A 17,434-nucleotide genomic window follows, 5' to 3' on the forward strand; every position below is an offset into this window, starting at 1 on the left:
CAAAGCGGGACCGTTGAGCGTCAGGATCGCGTTAGGGTTCGAGGTCGCGGGCTTTGGAGACGACAGTGACACCGACGGCCGCTGCAGCCCCGCCCGGGCTGGGGACTGCCTTCGCGACCTGGGAGCGCCTGCCCGCGCTGGCGGCCGCTCTGGGTGCGCGCGACGCCGTGCATCTCGTGATCGATCCGTCGGAGGCCCGGATCCTGTCCGCGTCCGAAGCGGCGGCGGGTCTCGCCGCGGTTCTGGACGGCCCGGCCGTCGCCGACCTGACCCGGCAGATCGCGACCGCGGTGGCGGGCGACGCCGCGCCCCGCCTCGCGCGCCTGCGCCTCGATGTCCGCCGGATCGCGCCGCCGGTCCTGTGCTGGCTGGCGCGCGGCGCGCAGGCCGACGGCCGGCCCGCGATCCTCGTCGTCCCGACCGCGCCGGTGGCGTCTGGCCGCGCGCGTCCGATCCGCCCGGTCGATCCACCGGTCGACGCGCCCGCCGGGCATCCCGTGGCGGCGCGGGCGCTTCCCCAGGAGCCGCAATCGCCTCCGGCGACGCCGCTCCGGCGCGACGACCGCTTCCTCTGGCGCCTCGATGCCGCGGGTGTCCTGACGACCCTCACAGGGCCTGAGGCGCTCGCCGGGCTGGTCGGGCAGCGCTGGCAGGATCTGGCCGAGAGCGGGCGCCTCTCCGGCGCCGACGCCGTGCTGGCGGCCCTGCGCGACCGGCGCACCTTCCGCGGGGAACCGGCGGTCCTCGATGCCGGCACCGGGGCGTTCCGGGTCGACCTGTCCGGAGCCCCGCTCGGGCGGGGCGACGCGGCCTTCTCGGGCTTCGGCGGCTTCGGCCTGATCCGCAGCGCCCCGGCCGGCAGCCCGAGACCGGTCGCGACGCCGGAGCCGACCCCGGAGCCCATGCCCGAGCGCGTTCCCGAGCCCGTGCCCTCCGCGACGCCGGAGCCGGCAACGTCCGAGGTTGCCAAGCCCGCTGCCGTCCCGACCGGGACCGGCGACGCCGCGATCCCTGTCGCGATTCCTGTCGCGGTCGACGCGGATCCCGTCGCCGCGCCGCTGTCGAACGACGAGCACGCCGCGTTCCGCGAGATCGCCCGCGCGCTGGGCGCCCGCTACGCCGGTGACGAGGCCGGATCGGGGTCGCCCCGGACCGCGGGTGGGGCGGTCATGCCGTTCCCGGCGCCGCAGGCCGGCCCGACGGAGACCGGCGCGACCGCCGCGGATCCCGATGTCGAGACCGGGAGGGCGGAGGCCGAGCCGGTCGCCGACGCGCCGCCGGCCCCGGAATCCGATCTCCTCGGCGGATTGCCGGTGCCGGTGCTGGTCCATCGCGACGGAGCGATCGTCGCGGCGAACCGCGCCTTCCTCGATCTGACCGGCCATCCCGACCTGCCGAGCCTCGCGCGCCTCGGTCTTCCGGGATTGCTGCCCGGCCTCCCCCCGGCGGAGACGGTCGACCCGTCCGCGCGCCGGACGACCGTCGCGACGGCCGACGGCGGCGCCCGTCCCGTCGAAATCCGGGCCGGCGCCCTCCCCTGGTCGGGCGCGACCGCGACGTGCCTGGTCGTGCGCCCGGTCGAGGACGCCGACGTCGCCGACGCCCTCACGGCCGAGCGCCTCGCCCGCGCCGCTGAGACCGAGCGGACGGCCAGCGCCGAGGCGACTTTGGACGCGCTGGAGACGGGCGTCGTCACGGTCGACGGGGCCGGGCGCATCGTCGCGCTGAACCGCGCGGCGGCCGGCCTGTTCGGCTGCGATCCGCGCGAGATCGTCGGCAGCAGCTTCGTCACGCTCTTCGACCGGGAGAGCGTCCTGACGGTCGCCGATGCCCTGAGGGGCACCGCCCCGGGGCGGCGGATCGTGCGCATCGACGGCGCTCCGATGTCGTTGACCGTAGCGGCGACGGCGAGCCGGCGCGTGGCCCAGATCGCCCGAGCCGAGGACGAGGCCCTCGCGCGGAGCGCGGAGGGCGGCCCGGAGCCCGCGCCGGGCCGCGCCGATGCCCTCGACCGGCTCGGCTGCGCCGTCCGCGAGCCCGTGTCCGGGATCGTCGACCTGGCCGGCGCGATGCTGAAGGAACCGTTCGGCCCCCTCGGCGACGCGCGCTACCGGGGCTGCCTCGCCGAGATCAAGGCCTCGGGCGAGGCGATGCTGGAGCGCGTCGGGAAACTCCTGGACCTCGCCGCCGTCGAGGCCGGCGCGCTCCACTTGGAGCCGCGCGCCCTCGACCTCAACGACGTCGTGGCGAGCTGTGTCGCCCAGCTCCAGGCGGAGGCGGCGCGGGGGCGCATCGTGATGCGGACGAGCTTCTCGACCGATATCGGCGACCTGGAGGCCGACGAGCGCTCGGTCAGCCGCGCGGCCAGCTTGGTGATCGAGAACGCGATCCGACGCTCCACGGCCGGCAGCCAGATCATCGTGTCCACCGGGTCCGCCGAGCGGGCGGGGATCGCCGTGCGGGTGCGCGAGACCGGCGCCGGCCACGCGCCGCGGGCGGCAGCGCCGCAGGGCGATGTCGAGGACGGGCTGGCGCTGCCGCGGGCGCTCGTGGAGGCCAATGGCGGGCGCCTGCAGCTCTCCGCCCGACCGGAAGACGGCACGCTCGTGGAGATCATCATGCCCGCGCGGCGGGCGGCCAACGGCTAGGGGTGAGCGCCCCCCACCCCCGCGGGGCGGAAACAGAGGGCCGCCGGTGACAGCGGGCTCGGGCGCGCGCGCTTGACAGCGCAGCATCGAAGCCCCAATCAGCCCTTACATTGCGCCCAATCTATTCACGGGAATTGAGCTGCGCAGGAGCGCGCCAAACTGCGATGATATCGTCATCGTAGATTGGCGGCTACGTTACTTTGGAAGTCCTGGCTGCGCGGCGGAGACCGCGATACGATCGGGCGCCAAAACAGGGATGGGACGCCATGGTAGGCAAGGTGATCGAGGTTCAATCCGCGTGGCGCGAGGGTGCGCACGTGGACGATGCCAAGTACCGGGAGATGTACGCGGCTTCGGTCGCCGATCCCAACGCGTTCTGGGCCGAGCACGGCAAGCGCATCGACTGGATGAAGCCGTTCTCGACGGTGAAGAACACCAGCTTCGAGCCCGGCAAGGTCTCGATCAAGTGGTTCGAGGACGGCAAGACCAACGTCGCCCATAACTGTATCGATCGCCATCTCGAGACCCGCGGCGACCAGACCGCGATCATCTGGGAAGGCGACAACCCCGACGAATCCAAGCACATCACCTACCGCGAGCTGCACGCGCAGGTCTGCCGGATGGCCAACGTCCTGCGCAACCGCGGCGTCGGCAAGGGCGACCGCGTCACGCTCTACATGCCGATGGTCCCGGAGGCCGCCTACGCGATGCTCGCCTGCGCGCGGCTCGGGGCGATCCACGCCATCGTGTTCGGCGGCTTCTCGCCGGATTCCCTCGCCTCGCGCATCCAGGGTTGCGGCTCCAAGGTGGTGATCACCGCCGACGAGGGCCTGCGCGGAGGCCGCAAGGTGCCGCTGAAGGCCAATGTCGACGAGGCGATCAAGCGTCTCGGGACCGACCTCGTCGACCACGTGATCGTCGTGCGCCGCACCGGCGGCAGCGTCGCCATGGAGGCGGGCCGGGACGTCTACTACGACGAGGCCGCCGAGCAGGTGACGGACGAGTGCCCCGCCGTGGCGGTGGAGGCCGAGCACCCGCTCTTCATCCTCTACACCTCCGGCTCGACCGGGCAGCCGAAGGGCGTGGTGCACACCACCGGCGGTTACCTCGTCTACGCGTCGATGACGCACGAGTACGTCTTCGATTACCGCGAAGGCGACGTGTACTGGTGCACCGCCGATGTCGGCTGGGTGACGGGCCACAGCTACATCGTGTACGGGCCGCTCGCGAACGGCGCCACGACGCTGATGTTCGAGGGTATCCCGACCTACCCGTCGACCTCCCGGTTCTGGGAAGTGGTCGACAAGCACAAGGTCAACATCTTCTACACGGCGCCGACCGCGATCCGCTCGCTGATGGGCGGCGGCGAGGGACCGGTGAAGAAGACCTCGCGGCAATCGCTCCGCGTGCTGGGCTCCGTGGGCGAGCCGATCAACCCGGAAGCCTGGGAGTGGTACTACAACGTCGTCGGCGACCAGCGCTGCTCGATCGTCGACACGTGGTGGCAGACCGAGACCGGCGGCATCCTGATCACCCCGCTGCCGGGCGCCACCGCCCTGAAGCCGGGCTCGGCGACCCGGCCGTTCTTCGGCGTGAAGCCCGAGATGGTCGACGCCGAGGGCAAGGTCCTGGAGGGCGCCTGCGAGGGCAATCTCTGCATCGCCGATTCCTGGCCGGGCCAGATGCGCACGGTCTACGGCGACCACGAGCGCTTCGAGCAGACCTACTTCTCGACCTACCCGGGCAAGTACTTCACCGGCGACGGCGCCCGCCGCGATGCGGACGGCTACTACTGGATCACCGGCCGGGTCGACGACGTCATCAACGTCTCGGGCCACCGGATGGGCACCGCCGAAGTCGAGTCGTCTCTGGTCGCCCACCCGAAGGTGGCCGAGGCCGCGGTGGTGGGCTACCCGCACAACGTGAAGGGCCAGGGCATCTACGCCTACGTGACCCTGAACGACGGCGAGGAGGGCGACGACGCCCTGCGCAAGGAGCTCGTGACCTGGGTCCGCAAGGATATCGGGCCGATCGCCTCGCCGGACCTGATCCAGTTCGCGCCCGGCCTGCCCAAGACTCGCTCGGGCAAGATCATGCGCCGGATCCTGCGCAAGATCGCCGAGGACGATTTCAGCTCGCTCGGCGACACCTCGACGCTCGCCGAGCCGGCCGTCGTCGACGACCTGATCGAGAACCGGCAGAACCGGGGCTGATCGCACCCGCGCCGCCCCGGCGGCGCGGGTTCGGACCGGGGCGGGTGCCGGGGCGGCGCCCGCTCCCAACAAGAACCACGAGTCTCAACGCGAAGAACCGGGGGGCCAGAGCAGGCCCTCGCGGGAGGAACACCCATGAGCGGCACGACACTGAACAGCCGAGGGCGCACGGCGCCCCCGGGACCACGCCCACGCGAGACCGCCGCCGATCCGCAGGTCGAGCGGATCGCCCGAACCCCCGAGTTCCAGCAGCTCGTTCACGAGCGCACCCGCTTCGCCTGGATCCTGACGATCCTGATGCTGGTCGTCTATTTCGGCTTCATCGGCCTGATCGCCTTCGACAAGTCGCTCCTCGCCGTGAAGGTCGGCGGCACCGCCTCCCTCGGCCTGTTCGCGGGCGTGTTCGTGATCCTGTTCGCCTTCGCGCTCACGGGGGTCTACGTCGCCCGGGCCAACACGCGCTTCGACGCGCTGAGCGAAGCCCTGAAGCGGAGCGTGGCCCGATGAACCGCCTCCTCCTCGGCCTCACGCTCGCCACCATCGTCGCGAGCGCCGCCTACGCGGCCGGCCCGGATCTCGGTGCCGTCGCGCAATCGGCCACGAACTGGCCGGCCATCCTGATGTTCCTGTTCTTCGTGCTGCTGACGCTCGGCATAACCTACAAGGCCGCCAAGGGCACCAAGTCGGCCGCCGACTTCTACGCGGCGGGCGGCGGCATCTCGGCCGGGACGAACTCGCTCGCGATCGCCGGCGACTACATGTCGGCGGCCTCGTTCCTCGGCATCTCCGGCCTCGTCTACACCTCGGGCTTCGACGGGCTGATCTACTCGACGGGCTTCCTGGTCGGCTGGCCGATCGTGCTGTTCCTGATCGCCGAGCGCCTGCGCAACCTCGGCAAGTTCACCTTCGCCGACGTGGCGAGCTTCCGCCTCGACCAGACCGCCATCCGCATCATCTCGGCGGTGGGCACCCTGGTGGTGGTGGCCTTCTACCTGATCGCCCAGATGGTCGGCGCGGGGAAGCTGATCCAGCTCCTGTTCGGCCTGCCCTACCTCTACGCGGTGATCATCGTCGGCGTCCTGATGATCGTCTACGTCGCCTTCGGCGGCATGAAGGCGACCACCTGGGTGCAGGTGATCAAGGCCTGCCTGCTGCTCGGCGGCGCGACCTTCATGGCCGGCGCGGTTCTGTACAAGTACGGCTTCAACCCGGAATCGCTGTTCGCCAACGCCGTTCAGGTCCACCCGAAGGGCGACGCCATCATGGCGCCGGGCGGCCTCGTGTCGAACCCGGTCGAGGCGATCTCGCTCGGCGTCGGCCTGATGTTCGGCACCGCCGGCCTGCCGCACATCCTCATGCGGTTCTTCACGGTCTCGGACGCCCAGGCCGCGCGCAAGTCGGTGTTCTACGCCACCGGCCTGATCGGCTACTTCTACATCCTGACCTTCATCATCGGCTTCGGCGGCATCGCGCTGCTGATGTCGGACCCGGTCTACTTCAAGCTCGGGCCGGCCGGCGCCTTCGACAAGCTGAAGGACATGATCGGCGGCACCAACATGGTGGCGGTGAACCTCGCCAACGCGGTGGGCGGGCCGTACTTCCTCGGCTTCATCTCCGCGGTGGCCTTCGCGACGATCCTCGCGGTCGTCGCCGGGCTCACGCTCGCCGGGGCCTCGGCGATCAGCCACGACCTCTACGCCCAGGTGATCGCCCGCGGGCGCACCACCGAGAAGCACGAGGTCAACCTGTCGAAGATCTCGGCCGTGGTGATCGGGATCGTGGCGATCTACCTCGGCTACGTGTTCGAGAACCAGAACGTCGCCTTCATGGTCGGCCTCGCCTTCGCGGTGGCGGCGAGCTGCAACTTCCCGGTGCTGGCCATGTCGATCCTGTGGCGCGGCACCACCACCTGGGGCGCGCTCGCCGGCGGCCTCGTCGGCCTGCTCGCGGCGGTCATCATGGTGGTGCTGTCGAAGGCCGTGTGGGTGACCACGCTGGGCAACCCCGCCCCGCTCTTCCCCTACGACAACCCGGCGCTGTTCTCGATGCCGCTGGCCTTCGCGACGATCTGGGTCGTCTCCCTCGTGGACAAGTCCCGCCGGGCCCAGCGCGAGCGGGCCGCCTTCGAGGCGCAGTACGTGCGCTCCGAGACCGGCATCGGAGCGGCCGGCGCGCACGCGCACTGACGGCCTTCCGAAACATCGAACGGGCGGAGGGCGCGGCGCGAGCCGCGCCCTTCGTCGTTCGTGTGACAACTGCGTACGCGCCCATGTTGATGGGGGTCTTCACGATCGCTTTACCGGTTGACCGTTCCGATCGGTGCGATAACGCATAGGTGATCTGCGCCGTGCGCAGAACCGCCCGGGAATCGGGCCGGTGAGCGGGCGATCCGTGTCGCGGGCCGCCCAAATGCGTCTGGGAGGACCTGTTTCATGGCTGTGGCAACCGCGAGTGCGCGGACAGGGGACGCCGCGAGGCCGATGACGTCGGCCGAGAAGCGGGTGATCTTCGCGTCCTCGCTCGGCACCGTGTTCGAGTGGTACGATTTCTATCTCTACGGCTCTCTGGCGGCGATCATCGGCGCGCAATTCTTCTCGGCCTACCCGCCGGCCACGCGCGACATCTTCGCCCTGCTGGCCTTCGCGGCCGGCTTCATCGTTCGCCCGTTCGGCGCCCTCGTGTTCGGCCGCGTCGGCGACCTCGTCGGCCGCAAGTACACCTTCCTCGTCACGATCCTGATCATGGGTCTGTCGACCTTCATCGTCGGCATCCTGCCCAACGCGGCGACCATCGGCATCGCGGCCCCGATCATCCTGATCGTCCTGCGCCTCGCCCAGGGCCTCGCCCTCGGCGGCGAGTACGGCGGCGCAGCGACCTACGTGGCCGAGCACGCCCCGAACGGCCGGCGCGGCTTCTACACGAGCTGGATCCAGACGACCGCGACCCTGGGCCTGTTCCTGTCGCTGATGGTGATCCTGGCGACCCGGACCATCACCGGTGAGGCCGCCTTCGCCGAGTGGGGCTGGCGCATCCCGTTCCTGGTCTCGGTGCTGCTGCTCGGCATCTCGGTCTGGATCCGCCTCCAGCTCTCCGAATCGCCGGCCTTCCAGAAGATGAAGGAGGAGGGCAAGACCTCGAAGGCGCCGCTCACGGAGGCGTTCGGCCAGTGGCGGAACGCGAAATTCGCGATCATCGCCCTGTTCGGGCTCGTCGCCGGCCAGGGCGTGGTCTGGTACACGGGCCAGTTCTACGCGCTGTTCTTCCTGCAATCGATCCTGAAGGTCGACGGCTACACGGCCAACCTGCTGATCGCGTGGTCGCTGCTCTTCGGCACCGGCTTCTTCGTGGTCTTCGGCTGGCTGTCCGACAAGATCGGCCGCAAGGTCATCATCCTGGCGGGCTGCGCGATCGCGGCGGCGACGTTCTTCCCGATCTTCAAGGGGATCACCTCGACGGCCAACCCGAAGCTCGAGGCGGCGATCGAGAACGTGAAGGTGACGGTGACGGCCGATCCGGCCGCCTGCGGAACCCTGTTCAACCCGGTCGGGACCCGGGTGTTCACCCAGCCCTGCGACCTCGCCCGCGACTTCCTGTCGAAGTCGTCGGTCCGCTACTCGACCGCCCCCGGCGCGGCCGGCCAGCCCACCACGATCCGGGTCAACGACACCGAGATCCCGTACCCGCAGGGCGGCAACGTCGAGGCCAACAAGGCCACGACCGCCGCGCTGCAGGCCGCGGGCTACCCGAAGGCCGGCGACCCCGAGATCGTCAAGATGTCGAACCCGTTCGACATCTTCCGGCCGCAGGTCGCGCAGGTGATCGGCCTGCTGTTCATCCTCGTGCTCTTCGTCACGATGGTCTACGGCCCGATCGCCGCCATGCTGGTGGAGCTGTTCCCGACCCGGATCCGCTACACCTCGATGTCGCTGCCCTACCATATCGGCAACGGCTGGTTCGGCGGCCTCCTGCCGGCGACCGCCTTCGCCATGGTGGCCCAGACCGGCGACATCTATTTCGGCCTCTGGTACCCGATCGTCATCGCGGTCGCGACAGTGATCATCGGCGTGTTCTTCGTGCCGGAGACCAAGGATCGCGACATCTTCGCCGACACCTGATCGGCGCGAGCCGGCCGGACCGAGGTCCGGCGCGTGTCAAAGACGCCCAGGCAGCTCACGCTGCCTGGGCGTTCTCGTTCGTACGGCACGACGCGGCCGTCCCCCTTGTGTCGAGCCTGCAACGCGGCGGCGAAATAGCGACCCGTGCGGTTCCTCACGGATTGCGTTTCGTCTGATCCTATACGGATGTGTCAAGTATCGAGGCCCGGCGGAAACAGGCCTCCACCGACCGGATCCGGAGCGTCAATTGTCCTGGTTCAAACTTTTGATGTTGCGAGAGGCGACTTATTGCAACTGCAAGTAATCTGACCGGCGCCCCTAAGCTCATCGAGGGCGCGCCCGTCACCCGAGCCTGGACAAGATTTAACCTGCCGACAATCGGCCCGGTGGAACCCGATGCGGTACGAGCCCGTATCGGCTTTCCCGCCGCACCGGGCCCCTGGGATATCGAACGTGAACACCGTCCTGACACTTCTGCGCAGTCAGCCCGGCACGAAGCCACCGCTTCTCCTTGTGATTACCTGGTCCCTCGTCGCCGCTGGGCTCTGGATCCTGATCAACGGGTACGCCGGACGGCTGGTCTGGTGGTGGTGATGCGCCTCACCGCCCACGATCGCTCTCGGGATACCCGGTGAGATAGGCGCCGAGGAGATACCCCGCCTGATGCGCGGTGAGATATCCCAACACGATCAGGACGCGCAGCAGGTCGATCCCGTAGACCGACACGAAGATCGTCGTGGCGGTGAACAGGATCACCGACGAGGTCAGGGCGAGGATGATCACCGAGTAGGATCGGCCGAGAAGCCATCCCACGAGAAACAACAGCGCTGCGACCACCATCTCGTCACTCGACCCGGAGCTGTTCCAGGAAGTTCTCCACGCGAGCTTCCGGCGCATTTCCCCGCGATGATGGCGTGCGGCCGAGAAAATTTCAACCCGCGGCGCAGACACCGCGCCTATTCGACAAGTTTGGAATATTACACCCGTAATGTTGCACCAAAGATAGTTTTCCCGAACGCCGACCATTCATTGCCGAGCTTGGTCGGGCACCGCGTCTGTTCACGGCAATGCTGGGCGGAAGCGCCCGCTCGGCAAACAATCGACCCGGCCGATCCGATCGCGGCGTATCGTTAACGCGGCGCGGCGGCGCGACCGCGGGCGTTCCGGGGCGTCCGGACCGGTGCGGACGCCCCTGAGGTGGCGCGCCGTCCCGGGGGGCGGGAGACGGCCCGCCGGCTCAGTGCCGGAAGTGGCGGTGCCCCGTCAGGACCATGGCGAGACCGGCCTCGTCGGCCGCCGCGACCACGTCCGCGTCGCGCATCGAGCCACCGGGCTGGATCACCGCGGTGGCGCCCGCCTCGGCGGCCGCCATGAGCCCGTCCGCGAACGGGAAGAACGCGTCCGATGCCACCACCGACCCGACAGCGAGGCTCTCGGACAGCCCGAGACGCTTCGCCCCCTCGGCGGCCTTCCAGGCGGCGATGCGCGAGGAATCGACCCGGGACATCTGGCCTGCGCCGATGCCGACCGTGGCGCCGGCCTTCGCGTACACGATGGCGTTCGACTTCACGTGCTTGGCCACCCGGTAGGCGAACCGGAGATCGGCCAGCTCGGCCTCGCTCGGCGCGCGCTTGGTCACGACCGTGAGCGGCATGTCGTCGACGACCGCCGCGTCCCGGCTCTGGACCAGCAGCCCGCCCGCGAGGGTCCGCACGGTCTCCCCGCCGGCCCGCGGGTCGGGCACGCCGCCGGCCAGCAGCAGGCGCAGGTTCTTCTTGCCGGCCACGATGGCCGCCGCCTCGGGCGTGGCGTCGGGGGCGATGATCACCTCGGTGAAGATCTCGACGATCCGGCGCGCCGCCTCGGCGTCGAGGGTCCGGTTCAGGGCGACGATGCCGCCGAAGGCGGAGGTCGGGTCGCAGCTCAGAGCCCGCTCGTAGGCCTCGAGCAGGCTCGCCCCCTCGGCGACGCCGCAGGGGTTGGCGTGCTTGATGATGGCCACGGCGGCGGTCCGGGCCGGGTCGAACTCCGCCACGCACTCGTAGGCGGCGTCCGTGTCGTTGAAGTTGTTGTAGGACAGCTCCTTGCCCTGGAGCTGGCGCGCGGTGGCCACGCCCGCCCGGACCTTGCCGGGCGCGCGGTAGAAGGCGGCCGACTGGTGAGGGTTCTCGCCGTAGCGCAGCTCCTGCCCCAGGGAACCGCCGAAGGCCCGGAACCGGGCCGGCGCCTCGGCGCCGAAGCGGCCCGCCATCCAGTTGGCGATGGCGGCATCGTAGGACGCGGTGCGGGCGAAGGCCTTCTGCGCCAGGCTCCGGCGCAGATCCGCGCCGAGCGCGCCGTCCTGCGCCTCGAGGGCGGCGAGGACGCCAGCATAGTCCGACACGTCAGTGACGACGGCGACGTCCGCGTGGTTCTTGGCCGCCGCGCGGATCATCGCCGGGCCGCCGATATCGATGTTCTCGATGCAGTCGGCGTCAGACCGGTCGGCCGCGATGGTCGCCTCGAACGGGTAGAGGTTGACCACGAGGAGATCGATGGCGCCGATCCCGTGGGCGGCGAGCGCCGCTTGGTGCTCTGGGTTGTCGCGGATGGCGAGCAGGCCGCCGTGGACCGCCGGGTGCAGCGTCTTCACCCGGCCGTCCATCATCTCCGGGAACCCCGTCAGGTCGGCGACCTCGGTGACCGGCAGGCCGGCCTCCTGCAGGGTCCGGTGGGTTCCCCCGGTCGAGACCAGCGCGATGCCGCGGGCGTGGAGCGCCCGGGCGAAGTCGACGAGGCCGGTCTTGTCCGAGACCGAGAGGAGCGCGCGGGAGACCCGCACCTGATCGTGCGCCATAGCTTCGTGCCGAAAGTTCGAGATTTTCCGGCGCGGTAGCATGGAAACGGTGAGCCCGGCCAGCCGGCCCTGTCCGGAGACCTGTCCGAAGACCCGTCAGGGCGCCACGCCGCGCAGGGGCGCGGAGGCCCGACGCTCGAAGCTCCACCGGACTTCCACATCGTCGGATACCCGCAGATGGAGGACGATCTGGTCGGTCCGGCGCGGCCCGGTCAGGCCCGAGAAGTAGACGCTCTCCTCGATGGCGATCTCGGCGTTCTCGGCGCTGAACACCCAGACCTCCCCGAGCGCCGAGGCGAGTTCCAGCCCCTCCGGGACGCTGCGCACCGCGATGCCGGGATGCAGGTGGAAACGGATCGCCACGTCCTGCGGGCGCAGCCGCCGCCCGCGGCTGAGCCCCTTGCCCTGGCGCAGGAAGGCGTCGCGGCCCTCCAGGCGCGCCGTCGCGTGGAAGAGCTGCCAGCGGCGCTCGTGCACGATGCCGAATTCGGGGGCGTAGCCGTTGTGCCGGGCCGCGAGGACGACGCTGTCGGCCTCCTCGGCCCGCTCGGCCGCCACCGCCGACGGACCGCTCAGGACCACAGGCCCGCGCCGACCGATCAGCCAGTCCGCCAGCAGCCGCTCGCCCCACCACCCGGTGCGGGTGAGGAACCGGCAGGATGAGGCGTGGGCCACCGAAGCCGTCGAATGGGCCGGCGTCGAGCGGGCAAGGAGGCGCAGATCCGCGCCGCTGGCCGGCAGGCCGCAATTGACCACGATCCGCTGCGGCCCGCTCGACATCTCGAAGGCGAGGCAGCCCGCACCGGCATTCACCGCGAAGGGCAGCGGCGGGCTGGCACCGACATCGGCGACGATGACCACCCGGCCGCCCTCCAGGCGCTCGTAGCCCGAGTTCGGCGCGTGCATCAGCGGGCGGGCGAGCGCGCCGTCATAGACCAGCAGGGTCGCGAGATGGTCCGCGTCCGTGGCGCCCATGCCGTTGAAGTGGCTCAGCGAGGCGTCCGGGTGGCGGAGCAGTCGCAGCAGCGGCAGCATCCGGTCGACCGCGCGCAGGAGCGCCAGCGGCGGCTCGACGCTGCGGCTCAGGTAGCTCTGCCGCAGCGGCAGGAGGTCGAGGAGCAGCTCCATGGCGTAGCGCGGGTCGCGGGAGCGGTGGCCGCCGTCGGTCAGGATCTGCCGGTCGAGCTCCCGCGTCAGGATGCGGGTCGCCCGGCGCAGGATCGGCTGGATGCCGTCGCAGCACAGGCCGGCGTAGCAGAGCGCCACCGCGGCGTTCAGGCGCCATTGCGGCGGCACACCGCGCCGGAGGTCGCGCTCGAGCTGCTGGGCGTTGCGGCCGATCGCCTTGAGGAAGTTCTGGTAGAAGCCGTGGTCGGCCCCCTCCAGCACGAGGGGCGACTGACACAGGAACGAGATCAGCCGGCGCGCCGCCACCGGCGTCTGGCGGGCGAGCGCCGCGTCGCCGCGGCCGGCGATGAAATCGGCCACGAAGGCGCGAGCATTGGCGCGGGCCAGCGCGGTGTCGGCGGCGCGCAGGTGGCGCAGCCAGCCGAAGCCGTAGAGCTCGTCGGCCCATTCCGGCGACGGTGCCGCGTAGTCGAAGGGCGAGCCGCCGCTCGCCGCGAGCGATCGGCCGGCGAAGACGAACAACCCGGCATAGATGTCGTCCGCGAAGGTCGCGTCGGAGGTGCGCAGGTCCTGCGGCGCGATCACCAGGCCGGCGACCCGCATCCGGGCGAGGATGTCGGGCGGGGCTGTGACGCTGGCGCCGGCGGCGCGGACCGCGCGCGCGGTCTCGCGCGCGACGAGCCGATAGAAGCGCCAGCGGTCAGGCCCCCAAGCCACGCGATCTCCGAGCTACGCGTTCTGAAGGCCCCAAGGCCTTGAGCCCTCGCGCACGAGGATCGGCTGGCACCCGTTTCGTAAGGCTAGTGGGGGCCTCTTAACCGGCGGTTTACGCTATGTCATGTCCGACGCCGTGAAGGCGAAGGATCGCGGCGGCGCGCCCTCCCGGCGGACTAGCCCGGCATCAGCGCGGCGTCGAACGCCTTCAGGTTCGACCGCATCAGGTCGAGATACGTCGCGGCCGGGCCGTCCGGCGCCGAGAGCGCGTCGGAATAGACCTTGCCGCCGACGCGGGCGCCGCTCTCGCGGGCGATCTGCTGCATCTGGCGCGGGTCGCTGATGTTCTCGAGGAACACCGCCGGCACGCGCTCCTTCCGGATCTGGCGGATGATCGCGGCCACGTCCCGCGGGCTCGCCTCGCTGTCCGTCGACACGCCCTGCGGCGCGATGAAGCGCAGGCCGTAGGCCGCCGCGAAGTAGCCGAAGGCGTCGTGGGTCGTGATGATCCGCCGCCGCTCCGGCGGGATGCGGGCGATCGCCGCCCGGACGTCCCGCTCCAGCGCGTCGAGGTCGACGAGGTAGGCGGCGGCCGCCGCCCGGTAGGCGTCGGCATGGGCCGGATCGACCTTGGCGAGGCCGTCCCGGATGTTCGCCACGTAGGTCCGCACGTTGGCGACGTCCTGCCAGGCATGCGGGTCGACGGCTTGGTCGCTGTGTCCGTGTCCGTGTCCGCGGTCGCCGTCCTCGTGGGCGTGCTCGTCCTGCGCGGGGATCGGCTTCACGCCCGCGGAGGCCACCACGACGGGGGCGCGCGTGCCCGAGGCCCGGATCAGCCGGTCGAACCAGCCTTCCAGCCCGAGGCCGTTGACGAACACGATGTCGGCTTCGGCGAGCTTGCGCGCGTCGGCCGGAGACGGGCTCAGGCCGTGCGCGTCGGAGTCCGGACCGACCAGAGTCGCCACCGTCACGTGCGATCCGCCGACCTGCCGGACGAGGTCGCCCAGGATCGAGAAGGTCGCCACCGCCCGCACCGGCCGGTCCCGCGGTGCGGCCGAGACCGGCCCCGCCGATCCGAACCACAGGGACAGGATCGCGAGCGCCGCGATCCGGAATGTTCTCGCCACGCGCCGCACCGCTCCACCTGCCGCAATCCCGTCGCGCCTGCCACTAATGTAACATTGTTACATACACAAGCGGGATACATGGCGGGTGCCCTATGCGCGGCGTTGGGCGCCGCCGCGGGCCGCGGCGACGTCCCGAGCGTGAGACGGAGATTTCCATGACCCGACCTTTGACGGCGGCCATCCTGGTGACCGGGGCGCTCGGCCTCGGGCTCGCCGGCGCGGCGGTCGCGCGCGATCACGGACCTGAGGGCTTCCGCGGGCACGGCCGCTGGAGCGCGCTGACCCCCGAGGACCGCGCGGCCTTCACGGATGCCCGCATCGCCGCCCTGCATGCCGGTCTGAAGCTCAACGCCGACCAGGAGAAGCTGTGGCCGCCGGTGGAGACGGCGATCCGCGACATGGCCAAGCTGCGCCAGCAGCGCCGCGAGGCGATGCGCGACCGGCCGAAATTCAGCGACGACGCCCCGGCGGCGCTGCGGGCGATGGCGGACGCGGCGAGCGCGCGGGGCGACGCCCTGCGCAAGCTCGCCGACGCGTCCCAGCCGCTCTACGCCAGCCTCGACCAGGACCAGAAGCGGCGCGCCATGATCCTCGCCCGACCGATGGGCCCGATGGGCGGTCACGGCATGCGGGGCGGCTGGCACCGGGACCGCGGTGACGATCGCGGCGACGATCACGGGCCGCGCGGCGACGGCCGCTGAGCAAAAGCCTTGATCCGCGGCGGCGGCGGCGGCAAACCGCAGCCGCCGCGCATCCTGCCCCGGGGCGGCACTGATCCGACCCGGTAGGTCTCATGGCGCGCCTTCCCGGCGACACGGCTCCCCTCCTCGCCCGGCTCTGGCGCACGTGGTTGTACCCGCACCGGGCCACCCTGGCGGTGGTGCTGGTGCTGATCGCCCTGGTCGGCGGCTCGACCGGGCTCTACCCGGCGCTGATCAAGGCCGCCTTCGACGCCTTCGACCGCAAGGACGCTGCCGCCATCGCGTACGGACCGCTGGTGGTGATCGTCGTCACGGCCACGCGCGGCTTCGCCCTCTACGGCCAGACGGTGCTGACCAACCGGGTGGTGACCCGGGTCGAGGCCGACATGCAGGCGGCGCTCTACGGGCATCTCATCGATTCGGACCTCGCCCAGCTCAACCGCGAGAGCCCGGCGGCGCTCACCCAGCGCTTCACCACCGACTTCGCCTTCATCAAGGAGGCGCTGACCCGCATCTCGACGGTCCTGCTCCGAGACATCGCGATGCTGATCGGGCTCGTGGCGGCGCTGATCTGGATGGATCCGGTGCTGACCCTCGTGGCCGGCGTCACGGTCCCGTTCGTGGCGGGACCGATCGGGCGGATCGGCCGGAAGCTCCGGCGGGTCTCGACCTCGACCCAGGAACAGATGGGCGCCACCGCCAGCCTGATCTCCGAGAGCCTGCAGGGGGCCCGGGTCGCCAAGGCCTACGCGATGGAGACATACCTCAAGGGCCGCGCCGCCGAGGCCCTCGACGAGGTGCGGCGCCTCAAGATGAAGGCCGCCAATGCCCGCGGCCGCCTCGACCCGCTGCTGGAGATCGGCGGCGGCATCGCGGTGGCGGGCGTCCTGGTGCTGGTCGGCCAGCGGGTCCTGGCCGGCGAGAAGACCGTCGGCGACTTCACCGGCTACGTGGCGGCCCTGCTCCTCGCCGCCCAGCCGGCCCGGGCGCTGGGCAACCTCAACGCCATCCTGCAGGAGGCCGCCGCCGCGCTGCGGCGCTACTTCGACGTCATGGACGAGAGTGCCACGATCCGCGAGGCGCCGGAGGCCCGGCCGCTGGCGGTGACCGGCGGCGCGATCCGCTTCGCCGACGTCCGGTTCCGCTACCGGCCGGACGCGCCGGCGCTGGAGGGCATCGACCTCGGGGTCCCGGCCGGATCGGTGACGGCGCTCGTCGGGCGCTCGGGCTCGGGCAAGTCCTCGCTGCTCAACCTCGTTCCGCGCCTCTACGACGTCACCGGCGGCGCCGTGACCATCGACGGCCAGGATGTCCGGGACGTGACGCTGGCTTCCCTGCGCGCCGCGGTGGCGGTCGTCTCGCAGGAGGTCGTGCTGTTCGACGACACGATCGCCGCCAATATCGGCTTCGGCCGACCCGGGGCGACGCCCGCGGAGATCGAGGCGGCGGCCGAGGCCGCCGCGGCCCACACCTTCGTCTCGGCCCTACCGGAAGGCTACGGGTTCCGGGTCGGCCCGGGCGGCGGCCGGCTCTCGGGCGGCGAGCGGCAGCGGGTGGCGCTGGCCCGCGCCTTCCTCAAGGACGCGCCGATCCTGCTCCTCGACGAGGCGACCTCGGCCCTCGATTCCGAATCGGAGCGGCTCGTCCAGGAGGCGCTGACCCGGCTGATGCGCGGCCGCACCACCCTGGTGATCGCCCACCGGCTCTCGACCGTGCGCGACGCCGATCAGATCGCCGTGATGGAGGCGGGCCGTGTGATCGAGACCGGGCGCCACGACGACCTGCTCGCCGCCGGCGGCGCCTACGCGCGCCTGCACCGTCTGCAGCTGTCGGAGCCCGCGACCGCCGAGTGAGGCGCCGAGTGACTCGCCGAGTGACTCGCATGTGCGGCGACGCCGTCATGCGCCGGCTCCGTAGATTCGCGCGCCGGAGCGCGCCATAAGGGCCTCAGT

At 71.1% G+C, this 17,434-nt stretch carries 11 protein-coding genes; 7 read left to right on the forward strand and 4 right to left on the reverse strand.

The features are described from left to right. Positions 1-65 precede the first annotated feature (65 nt). The 5 genes from C4T42_RS05925 to C4T42_RS05945 all read left to right on the forward strand — a co-directional run bounded on the left by C4T42_RS05925 (position 66) and on the right by C4T42_RS05945 (position 8,976). Positions 66-2,648, forward strand: a complete 2,583-nt coding sequence (locus tag C4T42_RS05925; RefSeq protein WP_244603174.1) for a PAS domain-containing protein — start codon at positions 66-68, stop codon at positions 2,646-2,648. A gap of 266 nt (positions 2,649-2,914) precedes the next feature. Continuing rightward, positions 2,915-4,861, forward strand: coding sequence for an acetate--CoA ligase (acs, locus tag C4T42_RS05930; RefSeq protein ID WP_020092882.1), 1,947 nt, complete (start codon positions 2,915-2,917; stop codon positions 4,859-4,861). A 135-nt stretch (positions 4,862-4,996) separates the two neighbouring features. Beyond that, a complete protein-coding gene (locus C4T42_RS05935; RefSeq protein WP_091980124.1) occupies positions 4,997-5,368 on the forward strand; it encodes a DUF485 domain-containing protein in 372 nt (123 codons plus the stop codon). Next, entirely contained in the window at positions 5,365-7,047 is a 1,683-nt protein-coding gene (locus C4T42_RS05940) for a cation acetate symporter (protein WP_103984863.1), read from the forward strand. Before C4T42_RS05935 ends, C4T42_RS05940 begins: the two co-directional genes overlap by 4 nt. Before the next feature lie 294 nt (positions 7,048-7,341). Next, complete coding sequence (locus tag C4T42_RS05945) at positions 7,342-8,976, forward strand: MFS transporter (protein WP_020092885.1); 1,635 nt, start codon at positions 7,342-7,344, stop codon at positions 8,974-8,976. A gap of 600 nt (positions 8,977-9,576) precedes the next feature. Here the strand turns inward: C4T42_RS05945 and C4T42_RS05950 are convergent. The 4 genes from C4T42_RS05950 to C4T42_RS05965 all read right to left on the reverse strand — a co-directional run bounded on the left by C4T42_RS05950 (position 9,577) and on the right by C4T42_RS05965 (position 14,781). Then, positions 9,577-9,816: a hypothetical protein gene (locus tag C4T42_RS05950; RefSeq protein ID WP_020092886.1), complete on the reverse strand. Its 240-nt coding sequence runs from the start codon at positions 9,814-9,816 to the stop codon at positions 9,577-9,579. Between the two features lie 397 nt (positions 9,817-10,213). Next, on the reverse strand, positions 10,214-11,812 hold the full coding sequence (purH, locus tag C4T42_RS05955) for a bifunctional phosphoribosylaminoimidazolecarboxamide formyltransferase/IMP cyclohydrolase (RefSeq protein ID WP_103984864.1): 1,599 nt from the start codon (positions 11,810-11,812) through the stop codon (positions 10,214-10,216). A gap of 96 nt (positions 11,813-11,908) precedes the next feature. Continuing rightward, positions 11,909-13,657 (reverse strand): heparinase II/III family protein, encoded by a 1,749-nt coding sequence (locus C4T42_RS05960; RefSeq protein ID WP_103984865.1) that lies wholly within the window; start codon positions 13,655-13,657, stop codon positions 11,909-11,911. Between the two features lie 173 nt (positions 13,658-13,830). Then, on the reverse strand, positions 13,831-14,781 hold the full coding sequence (locus C4T42_RS05965; RefSeq protein WP_103984866.1) for a metal ABC transporter substrate-binding protein: 951 nt from the start codon (positions 14,779-14,781) through the stop codon (positions 13,831-13,833). 155 nt (positions 14,782-14,936) lie between these two features. On the opposite strand from C4T42_RS05965, the gene C4T42_RS05970 reads away from it, so the two are divergent. Next, on the forward strand, positions 14,937-15,482 hold the full coding sequence (locus C4T42_RS05970) for a Spy/CpxP family protein refolding chaperone (RefSeq protein ID WP_042673169.1): 546 nt from the start codon (positions 14,937-14,939) through the stop codon (positions 15,480-15,482). A 92-nt stretch (positions 15,483-15,574) separates the two neighbouring features. Further along, the gene (locus C4T42_RS05975) at positions 15,575-17,335 is read left to right on the forward strand and encodes an ABC transporter ATP-binding protein (protein ID WP_103984867.1); all 1,761 of its coding nucleotides are present in this window, start codon (positions 15,575-15,577) and stop codon (positions 17,333-17,335) included. Positions 17,336-17,434: the final 99 nt, after the last annotated feature.

The sequence above is a fragment of the Methylobacterium sp. 190mf genome, from assembly GCF_900107945.1.
Taxonomy (GTDB): domain Bacteria; phylum Pseudomonadota; class Alphaproteobacteria; order Rhizobiales; family Beijerinckiaceae; genus Methylobacterium.